Here is an 18,971-nt window from a genome sequence, read left to right as displayed (position 1 = left end):
TGCCAAAAAGATGGTGGGAAGACCGGTGATTAACCGCGTTCGAGACCGCTACCTCTGCACACCTCGCTCCGGGCCGGACACGTCCAACAATTCCGGTCGACGACACCTGACCAACATCGGTATTCTCACGGCCCACCTACTTGGTGTATGTTACCAGTATTCAATCTGCTCGACAGTAGGAGGTCTCCGTCCAGCCCCACGATATCGGGGCTGACAGGCCAGTCCGGTTGCGGCGTCTGGAGCGGTCAGGCAAGAACCAGGTCCCGAGGCTATGGCGGCCGCTGAGAGGGGCTCGTCCCTGACAGACAGGTTTCAGAGGGGAACGATTCACGTCCTCTACGTCGACTCCGACGAGACGCTCACGTCCGAGCTCGTCGACTACCTGCAAGCGGAGTGTCCAGACACGGTGATAGACTCCGCCACGGGTATCGACGACGCACTCACGTACCTGGATTCCAGCGAACGGGTCGACTGCGTCGTCAGCGACTACCGACTCACCGATGGGACGGCGGTGGAACTGCTCGCAGAGGTCAGGTCGCGGTCCGCGACGCTTCCGTTCGTCCTGTTCACCAGACGCGAGGCGGAGGACGTGGTGACTCGCGTGCTGGCGGCTGGTCTGTCGGAGTACGTCCACAAACAAGCCGGGCGAATCCAGTTCCTGATACTGGCGAACCGTATCAGGAACCTGGTCACGCAGTACCGGGCGATGCTCGAACTCGCGCCGGACCGAACGGAGACCCAGTTTCGACTGCTCGTCGAGACCATCGAAGACTACGCGATATTCCTCCTCGACCAGCAGGGTGTCATCAAGACGTGGAACCGCGGTGCGACGAAGATCAAGGGGTACACCGCGGCGGAGGCCGTCGGAGAGCACTTCTCGCTGTTCTACCGGGACGAGGACATCGAAGCGGGAATCCCCCAACGGAACCTCGCCGAGGCGGCCGAGAATGGCCGGCTGGCGACCGGCGGTTGGCGGGTACGGAAGGATGGAAGCGAGTTCTGGGCCGACGTCGTGTTGACCGCTCTCGAGACCGACGGCGAGCTTGTCGGCTTCGCGAAGATTACCCGGGACATGACGAACCAGGTTCGCGAGCAAGAGCTCATCAAACAGAACGAGTTCTTACAGCAGTTCGCGGGGACGGTCTCGCACGACCTGCTCAATCCCCTGACGACTGCACAGGCGAACCTGCACGCCGGTATGGAGACAGGCGACACGGAACGATTCGAAGCCGCGGACGCGGCCCTGTCTCGGATGAGAAAGCTCATCGACGACCTTCTCGATCTCGCGAAGAAGGGTGAGCGCATCCGCGACCCGGAGCCGACGGAACTCCGAACGGTCGCGACCCGCGCCTGGAAATCGGCGTCCGGAGGGCGGGGGACACTCGAGTGTTGGTGTGACATCGTCCTGGCGGCCGACGAGCCTCGGCTAGAGCAGCTGTTCGGGAACCTGTTCAGCAACGCCCTGGTCCACTGTGGCGACGACGTCACAGTTCGAATCGGTACGACCGAGGGCGGGTTCTTCGTCGAGGACGACGGACCGGGAATATCGGAGGAGACGAAGAAGCACGTCTTCGAGACGCGGTTCACGACGCGAGAGGACGGAACCGGGTTCGGACTCGCGATAGTGAACCAGATCGCAACTGCCCACGGCTGGCTGGTCGCCGTCACAGACGCCGAAGGCGACGGTGGCGGTGCACGGTTCGAGTTCACCAACGTGAACGTCTTCTGAGAGGATTCCGGAATCCGCCACGTGCGTCAGGTCAGATCGGCTCCGTCTCGTGCAGGAACGTCTGGAACTCCATCGTTCGCCCGTCGGGGTCCTCGGCGAAGAAGTTGTAGATGTCGAAGCGCTCGTCGCCCGACGGTTCATCACGCGCTCGTTCCTCGAACCGGTCGTAGAACTCGTCGACGCCTGCACGGTCGGCGGTGACGAAGGTGAGTACGCCGTCGGTCTCCGACCTCTCGGCCTCACAGAAGCCGAACAGCAGGTTGTCGTACTGCAGGATGGTACAGGCGGGCTGTTCGAGCCAGACCGACGCACCCACTTCGTCCCGGTAGAACCGAGCTATCGATTCGTAGTCCTCGCTGCCGAAGAAGACGATTCCGGACATGGGTGGGTGTTCGCCCGTGGTGGCGAAATCCGTTGTGCAGAAGCGCCATCGGGGGAGTAGGCGACGAGAGCTCGACGCGGCAAACACATATTTATCCAAAGAAGTCGTTGACGAATCTATGATAGACCGCCGACTGCTCAACCGGTTCGGACTTCTCACTCCCGCCATCTCTCTCGGTACGCTCTTCCTCGCGACAGTCGTCGACCCACAGTACTCGTGGGCGACGCGCTCGCTCTCAAGCATGGGAGAGGCGACGCCACACTCGTTGTTCGCGCTCGCCAGTCGCGACCAGCTGGCGTTCCTCCTGTTCAACAGTGGCCTCGTCCTGGGCGGGATTCTGGGGCAGCCCTTCGCCTACCGGCTCTGGCTCGACGCAGAGAACCTCGTGGAGCGAGCGGGCGTCGCCACCTTCGTCGTCGCACTCGCCGCGATGGCCGGCGTCGGCGTCGCCTACCTCGACGGACCCCTCGCCTCGTTGCACTTCCTGTTCGCTGTCACGTTCTTCTTCCTCGGAACCGTTGCCCTCCTTCTGTACGGCTCAGGCCGGGTGCTCGCAGGTGCGCCCCGGACGGGCCTGGCCGTTGTCTGGATTGGTGTCGTGCATCTACTCGTCTGGGTCGTCTGGGTCGTCCTCGAGGCGATGGTGTTCACGGGCGACGATATCTGGACGTTCTTCGCGGTTCCGGAAGCGGTCGGTGCCGTCGCGGTCGGTGGCTGGGCGTTCTGGACCGCCTGGCGGTACGAGCGAGCGGCGCGGAACGTGACGGCCTGAGAAGTGATTTCGGTCGGCCGCTTCGGCGTATCGACAGGCTGCCTCAGTTCACCGGTTGCCCCTCTCGGCGCGTCTGGTGGCCGTCTCGGCGCATCAGTCGGCCGTCTCGGCGCTGGTCGGGCACGCCCACGCCTGGAACTCGTTGATGTCGTCGTCCGTCCCCGCGACGATCGCCTCGTCTCCTTCGCGTATCTCGAAGTCGGGATGGATGTCGGTCACGACTCGCTCGTCCCGTTCGACCGCGACGATGGTGACGCCGGTCTTCGCCCGGATATCCGCCTCGGCCAGTGACTGTCCGACGAGTGCGGGGAGCGGGGTGCGCACCAGACCGATCTGGGTGTCCAGCGAGATAACGTCCTCGTCGAGGACGATGGAGGCGAGCATCCGGCCGGAGACGGTCGTCAGCGCGAGGACGTAGTCCGCGCCGGCGCGGTACATCTTCGGGATGCTCTCGCCGGTCGCCGCTCGGACGACCACCTCGACCTCCGGATTCAGTTCGCGGATGACGAGTAGCGTGAAGACGCTCGTGGTGTCGTCGGGCAGGGTGACGATGGCGGTTCGTGCGCTCTCGATACCGGCCGACTGGAGCGTCCACTCGTCCCGTGCGTCGCCGACGACGTCGACACCTGGTTTGTCCGTGACGTCGACCATCGTCGTGTCGATGTCACGGCTGGCGAGGACGTCGGCGACGGTCGACCCGACCTCGCCGGCACCGATTATCACGACCTCACCCGTGCGGTGGTGTCGAATGGTCGAACGGGTCATCGCCGTCAGCTTCGCGAGCTGTGACTCGGTTCCTGCGGCCAGCAGGACGGTCCCTTCGTCGAGGACGATGTCCGGCGACGGCGGTGCAGTGAACTCGCCGCGGTCCCAGATGCCGATGAGGTTCGCGCCCGTCTGCTCGCGGATACGGCTGTCGGCCAGCGTTCGGTTACACACCCTGCTGTTCCGCTGGACCGACAGCTCGACGATTTCGAAGTCCTTTCCGGTGGGCATCGCCGACTGCGGGGAATCGCGGTCCAGCTCTGCCGTCACCCGTCGAGTCACCTTGTCGGCGAGGCTGCGTCCCAGGATGTGCTCCGGCGAGATGACGCGGTCTGCGCCGGCGTACCGGTGGTACTGCTCGTTCTCGGGGCGCTCGACGAGACTGACGATGGGGACACCGTCTGCGCACTCGCGAGCCGAGAGGATGATGCTCGCGTTCTCCTCGTCGGTCCCGTCGGCGACGATGGCTCGGGCGGACGGGGCGTGCGCGGTCTCGAGCACGTCCGTCTGCTCGGGGTTACCATGGACGACCGACCGGCCATCGACGTGAAGGTCGGTCGCAAGGTCCTCGTCGTTCTCGACGATGATGTAGTCGACGTCGCGTTGTTCGAGCTCGTCGATGAGCGTCGCGCCGTGGGGCGTGTAGCCACAGACGACGACGTGTTCGGAGAGTTCCTTGACCGAGGTCGGAGGCGACCGGCTGAGCCGCGCCTCGAACAGCGGGACGATGAACAGCGGGAGCGCCGCGAAGACGGCGATGATGCCGGTGAACTGGACGAGGATGACGAACATGATGGTCACCGGGTGCGACCAGATGCTGGAGTCCTCACCGTACCCGGCCGAGGTCATCGACTCGACGACGACGTTGAGCGACGACCAGAACGACCGCTGTACGCCCTCGAACTGCGACATGACGAACATGTAGGTACTCGTGTACACCAGGATGATGCCAACGAGCGTGAGCAGGAACAGGGCGAGGCGACGTCGCTGGTTGTCCATCTGACGTTCGGGAGAAGGGGTGTATAGCCTATGAAGGTTCTGTCATCGGAGGTAATCGGAGTGAGACGAACGGGAGGAAACGGCTCAATCGCCCGAGTCGACGATCCGTTTCGGCCCGCGGCCTCGCAACGTGCCTGCCTCGTTCGAGATCTCGGTTCGTCGGAAGCGCCACACTCGGCTCCCGTCACCGCCGTCGACTGTGTCGAGTTGTTTCAACCCGGTCTTGATGCAGTCCCACCAGCCCGCCTCCGAGTCGTAGCCCGCCGGGAACTCCTCGTACAGCGCCCCCACGAAGTCCGACCGTTTCGCCCGGTCGACGTCCTTCAAGTAGGCGACGGCCGCGCCGACCGCCTCGCGTCGCGGCTCGCACTTCTCGGGGGACCTGCCGGGAACATCGATGGCGTCGAGGTCGGCGAGATCCTCGCCCGGCCGAACGTCGTTGTCGGAGCGGGCGATGCTCGTCTGCGAGCTGTAGCTGAGTCCCGTCGTCGGGTCACGCCCGAGCTGTTTACGGGTCTTCGCCACGGCGCGACGGGCGAACTCGTCGAGCCGCTCGCCCTCGACGCCCGCCAGGACCCCGGCGTGCTGGTCGAGGTCCTCGTCGGTGAACCGCTCGACCCGTTCGGGTCGGAAGTTACCGCCGAGTCCTTCGTGGTCGGTGTCGGCGGTCGCAGGCACGAACGTCTCACCGGTACCGCCGGTCTCTATCGGAACGGTCTGCGCCCGTCCGTCGGCCTGGTTGTCCCCTGTAGCGTCGGAACCGTCGGCAGACGCCGACAGCTGTTCCTCTAGCTCGTCGACCCGGGCGGCGTATTCGGTGAGCAGCTGGTCGCGTTCGGTGCCGCCCTCGATGGCGGCACGGTTGCCGATTATCCACGCCAGATACGTCTGGACGTCGTCGAACCCGAGGAGGTCGGTCTCCATGTCGAGCTTCTGTATCAGCGCCTCTGGGAGGTCCAGACGGAGGGTCGGCATCTGTCGACGGCTACGACAGACTGTTTTAAAAAAGATTGCATGGCCGGATGGTGCCCGATGCCGCACGAGGAGGGTCCACACGAGCGGCAACGCTTAAATCGAGAACTCACATACACCTGTGCATGCACAAGGACGAGCTTCTCGAACTCCACGAAGAGATGGTCACCATCATGGAGTACTTCGAGGAACGTGACGACATCCCCGACGAACTGTTCGAGCAGTACCACGAACTCGACGTGGACCCGTCCGACGTCCACAAGTCGAAGAGCGAACACAAACACGCCGTGTTCGTGCTCGGGAACGCACTCGCGAGCGCCATGAGCGAGGACGAGTTCTCCAGTGCTGGCCGCATCCAGAAGCGGATGGAAGAGCTCGCCGACGACGCCGAGTCGAAGATATAGACGAACGTTTAGATTTCCAACAGGACGGGCGGCCGGTGGTGGAAATCCCCGGAAACTATTTGTCCCACTTCCGGTTTTAGCAATTATATGGATGCGCACACGTTAGAGCACGTCGAAAGCTGGGACTCCCAGCCGTACGGCGACGGGTTCGAGGGGCTTCGTGCCCTCGCGGACGCGTCGTTCTCGGGCTGTGTGGTCTCCGGCCCGACGCACCTGTTCATGCTGAACGGGCGCGTCGTCGGCGTCTTCGACGGCTCTATCGACGACTACGACGGTGCGTCTGGGACGGCGTACGAGGCACCCCATCCGTCGCTTCCCCTCCTGTTCACGATGCGAGAGACGGGAGGCGAAGAGCGGGCGAAATACTACACGAACGATACGTCCATCAGCGAGGCTGACTCGACGCTCTCGTCGGCGAACTTCACCGGCTACGTGGAACTGTCGGAGAACGTCCTCAGCGGCGACTACTACGTCGTCTATCACGGCGGGCGCTCGATGAGCTGTGCCTTCGTCGGCAACCAGGAACGGCTGCTCACCGAGGACGAGGCGTTCGAGCGGGCCGACGACGAGGTCGGCATATACACCGTCTGGGACGTCGACGTCGACATCATCGACATCCCGGGCGGAGAGCCCGAACCTGAGCCAGAGCCGGAACCCACACCGGCACCGGCGGCAGACGCGGAACCGGAACCGGAGCCGGAATCGACCGTCGCGACCGAGGCAGAGCCGATGCCCGCGGCAGACGCCGATGAGACGGGGAGACCGGACGAGCCGGCGGCCGAACCGATGCGCGGAACGTCGGAACCGGAGAGACGACAGCCCGGCACGGCCGGGACCGCGGACCCGACGACTTCGTCGGAGACGGGAGACCGTCTCTCCGAGGCCGACCCCGCCCAGCGCGGACGTTCCGAGACGAGCGAGAAGGCTGCACGACCCGGTGACCACTCGGCGGGACGGGCCGACACCGGACGAACCCGTGCTGGGACGGCCGCGAGCGCTGGACCCGAGGCGACTGAACCGACGGACGCACCCCGGGAGCCAGCAGAACAGCACCCGCCGTCGGACCCGGCGACCGACGTTTCACAGCCCAGCAGTGAGGAACAGTGGGAGGAGGTCTCGGCAGAGGTCTCGGCCGAACCAGTCGAGATTCCCGACGACGTCCTCGAAGCCGTCGAGCAGGAAGCGGAATCTGACTCCGATCCAGTCCTGCAAGAGGAGGCACAGTGGCGCGAGACACGGTCGATTCCGTCTATCAACCCCGACAACTCGGCATCGTCCGGGCAGTCGACCAGTGCCCCCGCGAAGGCTGCGAAATCCCGAACCCAGCGACCAGCTCGCTCGCCATCGGCGAGTGAGGCGTCGGAGCGACCGACCCGTTCGGGCGGGGGCGCGAACGGGCGGCAGCCGAAGCCCCGTCGGCGTGAGGGTCCCGGAAACGAGCCGCTCGAACGGGACATGCTGGAGCGTGAGGACAAGATCGATCAGCTCCAGCAGCGACTCTCGAAGGTCGAGGAGGTCCGCGACGAACTCGCCGCCGAGCGAGACCGCCTCGACGAGGAGAACGAGGAACTCCGCGATACGGTCAGCGACCTCGAGACGCAGGTCGCAGATCTCGAAGCGCAGATAGCCGACCTGGAGTCCCGACTCGCCCAGCAGGCCGGTCCAGGCGCATCGGCGAGTCTCTCGCTCAGCCCTGCGGAGGCGCTGGCTGGCACGAACCTGTTCGTGCGGTACGACTCGAAGAGCGCGGCGACCCTCGAGACGGCGCGCGACGGAGACGCGGACGCGGCAGAGGTGAACGGGAACCTCCGACTCGAACACCACACGCAGTTCGAAGCCGGCGACGCGGCCGTCGACGGCGTCGCGTTCGAACAGTTCCTCCACGGGACCATCGAGTACCAGTTCGTCGAGTGGTTCGTCCGTGACCTCCTGTACGAGATCCGCGAGACCGGCAACGCGAACGCGATGGCGGACCTGTACGACGCCATCCCTGAAGCCGACCGGGCCGAACTCGGTGGGTCGGTCTCGCTGGTCTACCAGCAGGACGGCGAGGAGCACAGAGAACAGACCAGGTTCGACGTGGTCGTCCGTGACCGCATGGGCAACCCGCTCGCGGTCGCCAACCTCAACGATTCGCGCGACCCGGCGACCGAGGACATGATGGTCGACCTGGAGGACCGGGCCTCTCGCGTCAAGGAGACGAGCGACGAGCTCTCCAGTGCGTTCCTCGTGACCTCCAGTTTCTTCGACCCGGGCGCACTCGAGACCGCGGCCGAGGCGACGAGCGGCAGTTTCCTCAGCCGCGATTCGAAGAAAAGCTACGTGAAACTCTCACGAAAGTCGGGCTACCACCTGTGTCTGGTGGAGTCGCGTGGCGGGGAGTTCCACATAAACGTCCCGGAACTCTAGAGCGGGACGAAACGAATCCTCAGTTCTCGACTTCTGCCGCGCCTTCGATCTTCATGCCATCCATCTTCTCGACGATCTCGTCGATCTTGCCGTCGAGCTCGTCGACGAACTCGCTGGTGCGCTCGGTCGTGATCGCACCCTGGCTGGAGGGCTCGATGAGGTTCTCCTCTTCGAGGACGCGGAGGGAGTAGCGAACTTTGTGGTGGGGGTAGCCCGTCTCGTTCGACATCTTGACGATGCCGATGGGTTCGTTCTCGATCACCATCTTCAGAACCTGCAGATGGCGTTCCAGCATATCGACTTCCTTCTCCAGTCGGTCTATCATGGCATTTGTTAACTTGTCTTTGTAGGTTTTAAACCTTGTTGTACAGATGGCATACGAGAAGGGGGAGTCCGAGGGTAAGAAGAGGTCAGGTATAGGTCTTCTGTTCAGTGAGACCATTTCACATCATCGTTCCAGCGGAACCGAAGAGAACGGACCCTGCGAGGAATGGGACAACGCTGTGCGTACCGAAACCGGTTTACCGGGAGCTACAGAATCGGGCCGTGTAAATGACCGTAACCATAGTCGGGTCGCAGCTGGGCGACGAGGGCAAAGGTCGTGTCGTCGACCTGTTCGGCGGTGACGTCGACGTTGTCGTCCGTTATCAGGGCGGTGACAACGCCGGCCACACCGTCGTCCACGGCGGCACCGAATACAAGCTCTCGCTCGTCCCGAGCGGCGTCGTCCGCGGCAAGGTCGGCGTCCTCGGCAACGGCTGCGTCGTGAACCCGGCGACGCTGTTCGAGGAGATAGACAAGCTTCGTGACCGCGGACTCGACCCCGACGTACGGGTCGCAGAACGCGCGCACGTCATCCTACCGTACCACCGCGTTCTCGACGGCATCGAAGAGGACGTGAAGTCCGAAGGGGACCTCGCCGCCGGGACGACCGGCCGCGGCATCGGCCCGACCTACGAGGACAAGGCCGGACGCCGCGGTGTCCGTATCGGCGACCTGCTCGACCCCGAGATACTGCGCGAGCGACTGGAGTACGTCGTCCCGCAGAAGAAGGCACTCGCCGAGGACGTCTTCGGCATCGAGACCGACGAGGCGTTCGACGTGGACGCCCTGTTCGAGCAGTACCGCGAGTTCGGCGAGCGCATCGCCGACGAGAACATGGCCGTCGACTGCGGCACCTTCCTGGCAGAGCGCGTCGCTGAGGGCGACGAGTTGATGATGGAGGGCGCACAGGGCACCAGCATCGACATCGACCACGGCATCTACCCGTACGTCACGTCGTCCAATCCGACGACCGGCGGTGCCTGTACGGGAACCGGCCTCCCGCCGACGACCGTCGGACAGGGCGAGGTCATCGGCATCGTGAAGGCGTACACGTCCCGTGTCGGAACGGGCCCGCTCCCGACCGAACTCGGCGGCGTCGAGGGCCAGACACCCGACTACGAGGGTGACCAGCCCGCGGACGAGGAGGAACTCGCGACGTTCATCCGCGACGAAGGTGGCGAGTACGGTACCGTCACAGGCCGCCCCCGCCGCGTCGGCTGGCTCGACATGCCGATGCTCCGCCACGCCGCTCGCGTCAACGGCTTCACGGCCATCGCGGTGAACCACGTCGACGTCCTCGCCGGACTCGACGAGGTGAAGGTCGGGCACTCCTACACGCTGAACGGCGAGGAGATCATGACGATGCCGGCGACGACCGAGAAATGGGGCGAGTGCGAGGCGAACTTCCGCTCGTTCGACGGCTGGGAGGACGTCGACTGGACCGACGTCGAGACGTGGGAGGACATCCCGGAGAACGCCCGGACCTACCTCGACTACGTCTCCGAGCAGCTCGACGCGCCCGTGATGACCGTCGGCTGTGGACCGGACCGGAACGACACGGTCGTCCTCGACGACCCGTTCTGAACCCTCGTTCGGAATCATTCTGAACCCGCGTTCGGAACCGTTCCGAACCAGCGTTCGGAATCGTTTTCTGACCGCATCCGGTCGGGTATCGGACACGCCCGACCAGTCAGCTTCCCGCTCCCGTAGTCACCACCAGGGGGCCACCGGACCGTGGTCACCGTCCTATCGGCATCCCCGACGTCACCGCCCGAGCGTGTGGAACTCCGCGTTCGGGCGCATATCCGCCAGGTGGGCCATCCGGTTCGAGAGGTTGAAGAACGAGGTGACGCTGCCGACGTCCCAGATGGCCCTCTCCGAGAAGCCGTGGCCCCGGAGCGTCTCGAAGTCCGATTCGTCCACCTTCGCCGGCTCCTCCGTCAGCTTCACCGCGAAGTCGAGCATGGCGAGGTGGGCGTCGTTCAGGTCGGCGGTCCGGTGGTTAGAGACGAGCTGGTCGGCCAGCAACGGGTCGTCGGCGTAGATGCGCACCAGGGCCCCGTGGGCCACGTTGCAGTAGTAGCAGTCGTTGACGCCGGAGACGGCGACGATGATCATCTCTATCTCCTCGCGTTCCAGCTCGGTGTGTTCGACGAGCGCGTCGTAGTACTGGAAGAACGCCCGGAAGTGCGAGGGCCGGTAGCCGTACGCGAGAAAGACGTTCGGCACGAAGCCGGCGCGCTCTTCCTCCTCGTCGATCCGCTCCCGGAGGTCCTCGGGGAGTTCGCTGCGGTCCGGAACCTCGAACCGCGTCATCGCCGGGACCTCGTCGTGCGCCGAGTCGTCGATGGGTTCGTCGTCGCTCATGGCCGACCGGACGTCCCCGTGGGCTATCAATCGTAGTGCTGTTCGGCGGAGCCGCGAGCCGGCTCGAACGCGTGCGGAACCGCAGTGAGCGGCCACGACGTACGTCCGACCCGCCACCGGCAAGCGAGACGATTATACCCTGGTTCGCCGTTAGATTGCGTCGTGGAGAACGTTACCGACAGGGTGTCGAACCCGTTCGACTTCCGCCCGCCCGAGAAGTACCTCCCCACAGACGGTGGCCCCGTCGCCGTCCCGGGCTACGGCGACGCCAACGCCGACTTCCACGTCATCGGCGACCACAGTGGCGTCCACGGCGGCGACCGGACCGGCGTCCCGTTCACCGAGACGGTCGGGAGCGAGCGCCTCCAGCGCGTGCTTCACGCGGTCGGCTTCCTCGCCGACGAGTACGCCGACGAACCACGTGCGGACAACCTGTTCCTGAACTACCTGTTCTTCCCCCGCGTCTCGAACGGGCAGCCGCCGAGCGAGGACGCCTACTGGGAGCTCGAGCGCTACTTCGACTCGGAACTGCGAGCGATCAACGCCCACATCCTGCTCCCCGTCGGCTCGCGCGCCATCGATCACGTCCTTCGCGAGTACTCGACGCTCAGGCACCGGTTCCCGGAGCAGCTGGACGAAGACGCCATCCACGCGACCGAAATCCGCGGCCGCGGGTTCATGGTCGTCCCGGTGAAGGACCCGGGTTCGTGGGCCGACGGGGACGCTGAGGCGCTCGAAAAGAGGCTCACGGCTATCCTGAACTCCGATTACAGACAGACGAAGGGCGTCGCGACGTTGGTCGGTTAGTCGAACAGGGAAGCGATTCTCGGCCGCACGAACGCCGACAGCAGCAACACGACGACCGTCAGGACCGGCAGCACGAGGGCCGCGAGGTCGACGTACAGCATCGGCGCGACGCCCGCGTAATCGAGCGCGAGGCCGACCAGCGGTGTGGACACCCCCACGATGTAGAGGTACGACGGCCGGAACTGCTGGGACTTGTGCGTGTGCTTGATGATGACGAGGAAGACGAACGGCATCACCAGCACGCCCGCGAGGAAGGCCCCGCCGACGGCCGCGGCCGCGAGCCCCATCGTGAGCGAGATACCGACGAGCTCGTTGATGCTCACCCACTTGTACGGTCTGGTCGCTCGCCAGCCCCGGTTGACCGCGAAACCGAGAATCGGCAGGAGGACGACGGCTGCCAGGGCGCCGTACCACTGCCGTGTGGGCAGCGGCGGTTCCGAGACGAGTGCGGCGCTCCCGAGGACGAAGTCGACCGGCTGTGGGATGCCGTATCTGGAGCCCGATACGGCCGCGAACAGGGCGTCCGGGTCAGCTCCCGCTGCAGTGAGCGCGGCGACCAGCTCTCTGACCCCGCCGAGGGAGGCGAGCGAGTATTGTGCGAGTCCACCGACGTAGAGCAGGGTTGCGGTGAGCATCAGCGGCCAGCCCAGCCGGAGACCGTTCCACCAGTTGAACAGGGCGTTGTCCGTCCACGAACTCGTTCGTCCACCGGTTCCGGTGCCGATGGAGCTGTCAGTGGACGCGGTCTCGCGTCCGTCGCTCGTCCGTGTCCGCTGTTTCGCCGCTGCCGAGGTGGAGCCAGTAGACGCCGAGTTCGACGACCGGCCGGAACTCGTCGACCGTGCGGAAGAGCCGGTCGAACCGGTACTCGAAGCACGCGAGGTCGACCCGGACGTTCGAGAACCCGACGAGGACGTTCTGGAGCGCGACGACGACGTTCCCGAGCGGGACGACCGGCTACTCGACCGCGTGGAACTCGTGCTCGTCTTCCCGTCGCTTCGTGAGGTGGTCCGAGAGCCCGACGTAGAACGGGACGTCGACGAGCTCCCGCTCGAGGAGCCCTTCTTCCCCCGGTTCCAGATGTCACCAGAGGGGAAGCTCATCTTCCGTTTGTGGACGTAGTCCTTGTGACCGAGCCGGTCGTACGCGTTTCGTTCGGCCGGGTCACTCAGGGTGTTGTACGCCTTCTTGAGAGCGTTGAACTGTGCCGGTGCGTCAGGGTGGTCGTTGAGGTCTGGATGATACTGGCGGACCTGTGTCCTGAACGCCTTCTTCACCTCCTCCTGCGACGCGTCCTCGTCCAGCTTGAGGAGGTCGTAGAAGGTCATCTCATCGTCTGACATGCGTGTGCGCTCTCGTCAATCACGGAAGAGGAGACGGGGGCTTATAGTTGCAATGGCATCCGTGCTACGAGGAATCACAGCCGGCGTCGAGACGATACCTTCAGAAGTCGGTCAGCGACGACTGACCGTCGGGAGACGTACCGACCGTCCTCCTTCCATCTTCTCCCGTCTCTTCGCCGGTCCCATCGTCGCCGGTCTCGTCGTCGCCGTCGTCACGACGAGCCGCAGGCGGGCGGTACGGCGACGTGTCGGCCGTCCCTGGCCAGGCGTCGAGACTCGCTTGCTCACGCTCGGTGAAGACGAGGTTGGAGACGCGAACGCCCACTTTCCTGACTGGGACGTCCGCGAACTCGCGGAGCAGGTCCAGCGCCGTCGATTCTAGCAGTTCGGCGTCCTCGACGGGCCCGGAGAGGGAGCGCTCGCGGGTGTTGACCTCGAACGGCGGTTCGACCGCCTTGATGCCGATGGTCCGGTAGAGCGCTCCCTCGCGCTGGGCCCGGTCGGCGACGGCCTGTGCGAGCGTCCGAACCTGTTCTCGCTTGGGCTCGGCGTCGGTGACGGGGTCGCCGAAGGCGGACTCTCGCGAGAAGCTCTTCGGGAGTCCGCGCGGCGTCACCTCCCGGTCGTCCACGCCGCGTGCCCGGTCGTGGAGTTCGCCGCCGCGTTCGCCGAACCGGTCGACGAGCTCGGTCCGGCTGGCCGTCGCGAGGTCCCCTGCGGTCTCGATTCCCGCGTCCCGGAGTGTCCGGGCCGTGACCGGGCCGATGCCGTGTATCTCCTCGACGGGTAGTGGCGCGAGGAACTCGCGGAGGTCCTCGGGTCGCACGACGACCAGGCCGTCCGGCTTGTCGTGGTCGCTCGCTACCTTGGCGGCGCTCATGTTCGGGGCGACGCCGATACTGGCGACCACGCCGACCTCGCGCTCGATGCGCTGTTTGATGTGTCGAGCCAGTCCGTCTGCGACCTCCCAGGCGGTCCGGTCGGTCACGTCGAGATACGCTTCGTCGATGCTCACCTCGCGGACGACGTCCGCACAGTCGTGGAGGATGTCCTTGACCTCGCTCGCGACCTCGCTGTAGAAGTCGAGGTCGACGGGTCGGTAGAACGCTGTGTCTCCGGAACCGCCGGTGTCGCCCTCGTCGTCCGACGACTCCCGACGCGGGAGCCGTTCGAGAGCGGTCGTTATCGCCTGTGCGCTCTCGACGCCGAACTCGCGCGCCTCGTAGCTGGCGGTCGCGACCGCGCCCGTCGAATCGCCAGGTTCGTAGCCCATCCCGACGACGACGGGTTCGCCCCGGAGCCTGGGCTCTCGGAGGCGTTCGCAGGCCGCGTAGAAGCAGTCCATGTCGACGTGACAGACGATGCGCTCTTCGTCCCCGGGCTCGGGGTCGATGCCGGGGAGTCGCTCGCCGGTCGGTGTTCGGTCACCAGGACCTGCCATCGAAGCGTCTCGGTCGCGGGTACGGTCGGGGTGTGGATTAGCGTTGTGTCCGTCGTCTTCAGAGGCCGAGGGTCGCCTTGGCGAACGTCAGTCCGTTCTTCACGGGCGACGGTCGTGCGATCCTATCCAGCTCGTCGCGGGTCATCTTGAAGTCGAAGATGTCGATGTTCTCCTCGATGTGCGCCCGGCTCGTCGCCTTGGGGATGGCCGAGACGTGCTCGTGCTGGGTCGCCCACCGGAGCGCGACCTGTGCGGGCGTCTTGTCGTACTTCCGCCCGAGGATTCGGAGGACGTCGTCGTCGAGCAGGCCTCCGGTCCCGAGCGGGGAGTACGCCGTGAGCAGGATGTCGGCATCCTGGCAGTAGCGGAGGAGTTCGCGCTGTGGTTTGAACGGGTGGAACTTCACCTGGTTCGTGAAGATGGGTTCCGGAGAGACGCGCTGCGCGCGCATGAGTCGCTTCTTCGAGAAGTTCGAGACGCCGACGTGCCGAACCGACCCCTCTTCGACGAGGTCGGCCATCGCCTGCATCGTGTCCCGAAGGTCGACGAGCGGGTTGGGCCAGTGGAGCAGCAGCAGGTCGACGTACTCGGTATCGAGTTTACGGAGGCTGTCTTCGACGGAGCGCTTCAGTTTGTCCGGTGCGAAGCGGTCTGGTCGGACCTTCGTCGTGAGGAAGACGTCCTCGCGCTCGACGGGAGAGTCGTGGAGGGCGTTCCCGACGAACTGTTCGTTGTCGTACGCCTGTGCCGTGTCGATGTGGCGGTAGCCGACCGAGAGCGCCGTCTTCACCGCGCCGTAACAGGTCTGCCCTGAGAGCTGCCACGTTCCGAGACCGATTCGAGGGACTCGTGTGTCACGGACGGTAGTGTATTCCATAGGCCCTCTTCGGCACGCGCGAGTAAATGCCTTGACGTAACGGCGTTCGTTCGCAGGCGGGTCCTGCGGACGAGGAACCAAACATTAAGGACCTTATATGCTAATGAATCTTATAATGATTTGCCAGAAAAGCTTATCTACCGGCATCGTGCTATGAAGCAACACACATGAAACGCGACAAGCGCACCATGAAAGACGTCAGTCACACTCCACCGAACGGCGACTCAGTCACCAACGTCTGGAATCGAGGAGACGAGCGACGAGAGCGAGAAGAGGACCGGTAACCCGGAAATTGCCATCGGCCCTGACCACGCAGGGCGCGTCTATATATACAGCACCCATTTTACGGAATTCGGCAGAGATTGTCGTAATACAGGAACGTTTTAGGGAGCAGAACGCAGATATAGAGACGTGCCTCACACTAGCCAACATTCGACCGACGAACGAACCGCAGAACTGTGGGTCCGGTCGCATTCACCCTTCGGCGCGTCGCGCGAGCGCGCGACGGTGCTCGACTCCCTCGAATCGCTGGAATCGGAGGGCTACTTCGACGACGTGACCGCGCGCCTGTGGGGAAAGCGCGTCGGGTTCTCGACGATGGCGGCCCGCACGGAAGAGGGGTCGGAGATACTCGACACCGTGGAGGAGTTCCGCTCGTGGGCCGACAGAAACGGAGCCAACGTCGACCAGTTCTTCCCGAAACGAGTCCTCGAATCGCAGCTCGTCGAACAACAGTACATGGTGCAGGAGCTGCCGACCCTGGCGCTCGCCGAGTACGAGAACGGCGAGCTCGTCAACGTCACACCCTGTATCAACGACGGGACAGTCGAGACGGTCGAAGACAGGATCTCGACCATCGAATCGGACGCGGAAGCCGAGGCGAGAGAGGCAGCTGACCGTAAGGCGGCACCCGCGAGGGTCCAGTAGATGGCAGTGTTCGTCGGTTCGGACGGGAACTACTACACGGCGTCCGAGGTCGTCGAACATATCGAAGCCGACGAGTGGACGCCACAGCTCTGGGACGAGGAGACCGGTCGAGAACTCGTCGAGACCCAGCAGGGTGAGGTGTTGCTGCTGATTCCGGCCAAGCAGGCGGATTTCGAGACATCGGTGCAGCCAGAGCCGAGCGTCTGACTGGGGACAGAACGTTAACCAACCGGCGTATCCGGTTTCTTTCTGCCTTCTGACGGTGACTGAACACACGACTTCCCCTTTTGGTCACGTTCGATTGGACCACACCTGGGAGCGCGTCTCTTCAGCCCTGAATGTCGGGACTGACGCCGTCCGCAGGCTTCACCGCGTAGCCGGCACGACCAGGCATCGGATAGTCCCGCTTCGGGTTGTAGTGCCAGGTGACGAGCCCGCAGTCGTCAGTCCGGTCGCCAGTGAAGATCTCGAATGCGTCGTTCCACCCGACGTGGTTTGAAAAGAGTATTCCACCGGGAGCCAGGTGCGTCCACGCGTGCTCGAACTCGAACAGCATGGTCGATTTCGAGTGATCCGAGTCGTGGAAGAAGAGATCGATTTCCCCGACGTCGTCGAGGAGCGATGGCAATTTACGTCGGCTCCAGCCGGACGACTGCTTCCAGTACTGCCGCAGGTCGTCCGGGACAAGCCACCCGGTCTGTTTGGACGACGGGCACCGGGCGCTCCCGGCTTCAGAGCAGGAGGGCCGAGACCGACGCCACGAACGAAAGGCCGGGTCTTCGTCGTCGATGCCCCGGAGATAGGTGGAGGGGTCGAGGGAGTAGAGCGTCCCGTGGCCGTTCCGGTGTAGTGCGTAAAGCAACGAGGCAGTCGAGACGCCGTTGTACACGCCGGTTTCAACGAGGACCTCCGGCTCGTACTTTCGGATGTACGCATAGATTTTCTGGCACTCTTCGAGGTGGGAGTCGAACAACCGTTTGCGATCCTCTTTCTGGAACTCCTGCATCGAATCAGTGATAACGGCAGGGACTTTGCCCGCGTTGAACTCGTCCCGGTAGTGCAAATACTCCGATCTATCGTCGAAGAACCGCCCGAGGAACGCTTCCTCTGTCTCCCGCTTTCGCTTCCGGTCTCTCCAGGAAAGCCAGGGATTGACACGGTAGTACCACTTCTTGACGACAGGCTGTACACGATCGGGTATCCGATTGTATAGTGCGGTTACATCGAGATTATCGGTGATCGCTGAGAGAGTCATAGGTGGGAGCTCGGCGTGTACTGTCGGGAATTCCGCCTCGGACGTACATTGTTAAACGTGTCTTACAGGGAGAGGGTTGTAATTTGAAGCTGTTTTCGGGTCGAGAAATCTGTTGAAGTCCCTTCAGGGGGAGTTGGAAGGAAGATATCGTTATTAGCCGAGTAGGAACTTCAGGGAACCAATCAAAGATATATCGAATCGACCTACAGACTGTAGACGTCGGGGATTTCAAGGTGACCCCCAGCTGCGGTAAGGTCCGCATACTGTCTCCCAAACACCCGGAGACGAAGTTGCTAAGTCGCCACCGTCCTGACCACCGACCATGCAGGCGCTGGTCATCGTGGCACACGGGTCGCACCTGAACCCGGCGTCCAGTACGCCGACGTTCGAGCACGCAGAGACCATCCGGAACGCGGGTGGGTTCAACGAGGTTCGCGAGGCGTTCTGGAAGGAGGAACCGAGCGTCCGGGAGGTACTCCGGACGGTGGAGTCCGACGAGGTGTACGTCGTTCCGCTGTTCATCAGCGAGGGCTACTTCACCGAGGAGGTCATCCCCCGCGAACTCAGACTCGACGGCTGGGAGACCGAACTGTGGGACTCCGACGGGACGAGCGCGTCACAGGCGACGCTCCGGGCGACGGACGTCGACAAGACGGTCCACTACTGCGGGCCGGTCGGGACCCACGACGCGATGTCGGACGTCATCGTTAAGCGAGCCGAGACGGTGACGGGCGACCCCGACGTCGGTCCCGGCTTCGGTATCGCCGTGGTCGGCCACGGCACCGAGCGAAACGAGAACTCCGCAAAGGCCATCGAGTACCACGCCGACCGCATCCGCGAGATGGCCCGGTTCGACGAGGTGCAGGCGCTCTACATGGACGAGGAACCGGAGGTCGACGACGTGACCGACTACTTCGAGTCGGAGGACGTCGTCGTCGTTCCACTGTTCGTCGCGGACGGCTACCACACCCAGGAGGACATCCCCGAGGACATGGGCCTGACGGACGACTACCGCGAGGGCTGGGAGACCCCTGCCGAGGTCGACGGCCACCGCATCTGGTACGCCGGTGCGGTCGGGACGGAACCGCTCATGGCGGACGTCATCCTCGAGCGGACGCTGGAGGCCGGCGCCGACGTCGAGACGGCCATCGAACGGGTTCGTGACGCGACCGGTGGGGTCTCCGCCACGGGTGACTGA

General features: G+C 64.2%; 20 protein-coding genes and 1 pseudogene. 11 read left to right on the top strand and 10 right to left on the bottom strand.

Annotation, left to right across the window (positions count from 1 at the left end):
• Positions 1 to 271 precede the first annotated feature (271 nt).
• Positions 272 to 1,729, top strand: coding sequence for a response regulator (locus ACSC1Y_RS00630; protein ID WP_435332610.1), 1,458 nt, complete (start codon positions 272 to 274; stop codon positions 1,727 to 1,729).
• A gap of 31 nt (positions 1,730 to 1,760) precedes the next feature.
• Here the strand turns inward: ACSC1Y_RS00630 and ACSC1Y_RS00625 are convergent, their stop codons facing one another.
• Positions 1,761 to 2,111, bottom strand: a complete 351-nt coding sequence (locus ACSC1Y_RS00625; RefSeq protein WP_435332609.1) for a VOC family protein — start codon at positions 2,109 to 2,111, stop codon at positions 1,761 to 1,763.
• 118 nt (positions 2,112 to 2,229) lie between these two features.
• Between ACSC1Y_RS00625 and ACSC1Y_RS00620 the strand changes: the two genes are divergently transcribed.
• The gene (locus tag ACSC1Y_RS00620; protein ID WP_435332608.1) at positions 2,230 to 2,883 is read left to right on the top strand and encodes a DUF998 domain-containing protein; all 654 of its coding nucleotides are present in this window, start codon (positions 2,230 to 2,232) and stop codon (positions 2,881 to 2,883) included.
• 93 nt (positions 2,884 to 2,976) lie between these two features.
• On the opposite strand, the gene ACSC1Y_RS00615 is transcribed toward ACSC1Y_RS00620, so the two are convergent.
• Complete coding sequence (locus ACSC1Y_RS00615) at positions 2,977 to 4,647, bottom strand: potassium channel family protein (RefSeq protein ID WP_435332607.1); 1,671 nt, start codon at positions 4,645 to 4,647, stop codon at positions 2,977 to 2,979.
• An 84-nt stretch (positions 4,648 to 4,731) separates the two neighbouring features.
• On the bottom strand, positions 4,732 to 5,622 hold the full coding sequence (locus ACSC1Y_RS00610) for a hypothetical protein (protein ID WP_435332606.1): 891 nt from the start codon (positions 5,620 to 5,622) through the stop codon (positions 4,732 to 4,734).
• Positions 5,623 to 5,744: 122 nt separating this feature from the next.
• Here ACSC1Y_RS00610 and ACSC1Y_RS00605 point away from each other — a divergent pair, with 122 nt between their 5' ends.
• Together ACSC1Y_RS00605 and ACSC1Y_RS00600 are read left to right on the top strand one after the other, a co-directional pair.
• Positions 5,745 to 6,023 carry a UPF0058 family protein gene (locus ACSC1Y_RS00605; RefSeq protein ID WP_435332605.1) on the top strand — a complete coding sequence of 93 codons (279 nt, stop codon included), beginning with the start codon at positions 5,745 to 5,747 and terminating at the stop codon, positions 6,021 to 6,023.
• 87 nt (positions 6,024 to 6,110) lie between these two features.
• On the top strand, positions 6,111 to 8,432 hold the full coding sequence (locus ACSC1Y_RS00600) for a DUF7527 domain-containing protein (protein WP_435332604.1): 2,322 nt from the start codon (positions 6,111 to 6,113) through the stop codon (positions 8,430 to 8,432).
• Positions 8,433 to 8,451: 19 nt separating this feature from the next.
• Here the strand turns inward: ACSC1Y_RS00600 and ACSC1Y_RS00595 are convergent, their stop codons facing one another.
• Positions 8,452 to 8,757 carry a hypothetical protein gene (locus ACSC1Y_RS00595; RefSeq protein WP_435332603.1) on the bottom strand — a complete coding sequence of 102 codons (306 nt, stop codon included), beginning with the start codon at positions 8,755 to 8,757 and terminating at the stop codon, positions 8,452 to 8,454.
• 227 nt (positions 8,758 to 8,984) lie between these two features.
• On the opposite strand from ACSC1Y_RS00595, the gene ACSC1Y_RS00590 reads away from it, so the two are divergent.
• Positions 8,985 to 10,340: an adenylosuccinate synthase gene (locus tag ACSC1Y_RS00590; RefSeq protein ID WP_435332602.1), complete on the top strand. Its 1,356-nt coding sequence runs from the start codon at positions 8,985 to 8,987 to the stop codon at positions 10,338 to 10,340.
• Between the two features lie 180 nt (positions 10,341 to 10,520).
• Here ACSC1Y_RS00590 and ACSC1Y_RS00585 read toward each other — a convergent pair whose 3' ends face one another.
• Positions 10,521 to 11,123: a peroxidase-related enzyme gene (locus tag ACSC1Y_RS00585; RefSeq protein ID WP_435332601.1), complete on the bottom strand. Its 603-nt coding sequence runs from the start codon at positions 11,121 to 11,123 to the stop codon at positions 10,521 to 10,523.
• 162 nt (positions 11,124 to 11,285) lie between these two features.
• Here ACSC1Y_RS00585 and ACSC1Y_RS00580 point away from each other — a divergent pair, with 162 nt between their 5' ends.
• Complete coding sequence (locus ACSC1Y_RS00580; protein WP_435332600.1) at positions 11,286 to 11,930, top strand: uracil-DNA glycosylase family protein; 645 nt, start codon at positions 11,286 to 11,288, stop codon at positions 11,928 to 11,930.
• On the opposite strand, the gene ACSC1Y_RS00575 is transcribed toward ACSC1Y_RS00580, so the two are convergent.
• On the bottom strand, positions 11,927 to 12,565 hold the full coding sequence (locus tag ACSC1Y_RS00575) for a hypothetical protein (RefSeq protein ID WP_435333181.1): 639 nt from the start codon (positions 12,563 to 12,565) through the stop codon (positions 11,927 to 11,929). The two genes, ACSC1Y_RS00580 and ACSC1Y_RS00575, sit on opposite strands and share 4 nt — an antisense overlap.
• Before the next feature lie 88 nt (positions 12,566 to 12,653).
• Here ACSC1Y_RS00575 and ACSC1Y_RS00570 point away from each other — a divergent pair, with 88 nt between their 5' ends.
• Positions 12,654 to 13,052, top strand: coding sequence for a hypothetical protein (locus tag ACSC1Y_RS00570; protein WP_435333180.1), 399 nt, complete (start codon positions 12,654 to 12,656; stop codon positions 13,050 to 13,052).
• Between the two features lie 77 nt (positions 13,053 to 13,129).
• Here ACSC1Y_RS00570 and ACSC1Y_RS00565 read toward each other — a convergent pair.
• The 3 genes and pseudogenes from ACSC1Y_RS00565 to ACSC1Y_RS00555 form a co-directional block, all read right to left on the bottom strand.
• Positions 13,130 to 13,258, bottom strand: a pseudogene (locus ACSC1Y_RS00565) (DnaJ domain-containing protein); the annotation flags it as partial.
• A 115-nt stretch (positions 13,259 to 13,373) separates the two neighbouring features.
• Positions 13,374 to 14,714, bottom strand: a complete 1,341-nt coding sequence (dinB, locus tag ACSC1Y_RS00560; RefSeq protein WP_435332599.1) for a DNA polymerase IV — start codon at positions 14,712 to 14,714, stop codon at positions 13,374 to 13,376.
• Positions 14,715 to 14,772: 58 nt separating this feature from the next.
• Complete coding sequence (locus tag ACSC1Y_RS00555; RefSeq protein ID WP_435332598.1) at positions 14,773 to 15,591, bottom strand: aldo/keto reductase; 819 nt, start codon at positions 15,589 to 15,591, stop codon at positions 14,773 to 14,775.
• 167 nt (positions 15,592 to 15,758) lie between these two features.
• On the opposite strand from ACSC1Y_RS00555, the gene ACSC1Y_RS16140 reads away from it, so the two are divergent.
• The 3 genes from ACSC1Y_RS16140 (at position 15,759) to ACSC1Y_RS00545 (ending at position 16,725) form a co-directional block, all read left to right on the top strand.
• A complete protein-coding gene (locus tag ACSC1Y_RS16140) occupies positions 15,759 to 15,875 on the top strand; it encodes a DUF7989 family protein (RefSeq protein WP_492772532.1) in 117 nt (38 codons plus the stop codon).
• 127 nt (positions 15,876 to 16,002) lie between these two features.
• Entirely contained in the window at positions 16,003 to 16,518 is a 516-nt protein-coding gene (locus ACSC1Y_RS00550) for an HTH domain-containing protein (RefSeq protein WP_435332597.1), read from the top strand.
• Entirely contained in the window at positions 16,519 to 16,725 is a 207-nt protein-coding gene (locus ACSC1Y_RS00545) for a hypothetical protein (RefSeq protein ID WP_435332596.1), read from the top strand.
• A 121-nt stretch (positions 16,726 to 16,846) separates the two neighbouring features.
• Here the strand turns inward: ACSC1Y_RS00545 and ACSC1Y_RS00540 are convergent, their stop codons facing one another.
• Positions 16,847 to 17,773, bottom strand: coding sequence for a class I SAM-dependent methyltransferase (locus ACSC1Y_RS00540; RefSeq protein ID WP_435332595.1), 927 nt, complete (start codon positions 17,771 to 17,773; stop codon positions 16,847 to 16,849).
• Positions 17,774 to 18,095: 322 nt separating this feature from the next.
• Between ACSC1Y_RS00540 and ACSC1Y_RS00535 the strand changes: the two genes are divergently transcribed.
• Entirely contained in the window at positions 18,096 to 18,971 is an 876-nt protein-coding gene (locus tag ACSC1Y_RS00535) for a CbiX/SirB N-terminal domain-containing protein (protein ID WP_435332594.1), read from the top strand.

It is taken from the genome of Haloarchaeobius lipolyticus (assembly GCF_051208015.1).
Classification (GTDB): Archaea; Halobacteriota; Halobacteria; order Halobacteriales; family Natrialbaceae; genus Haloarchaeobius.
Note: the sequence above shows the minus strand (reverse complement) of the source record. Positions and strands in the feature narration are given on the sequence as shown.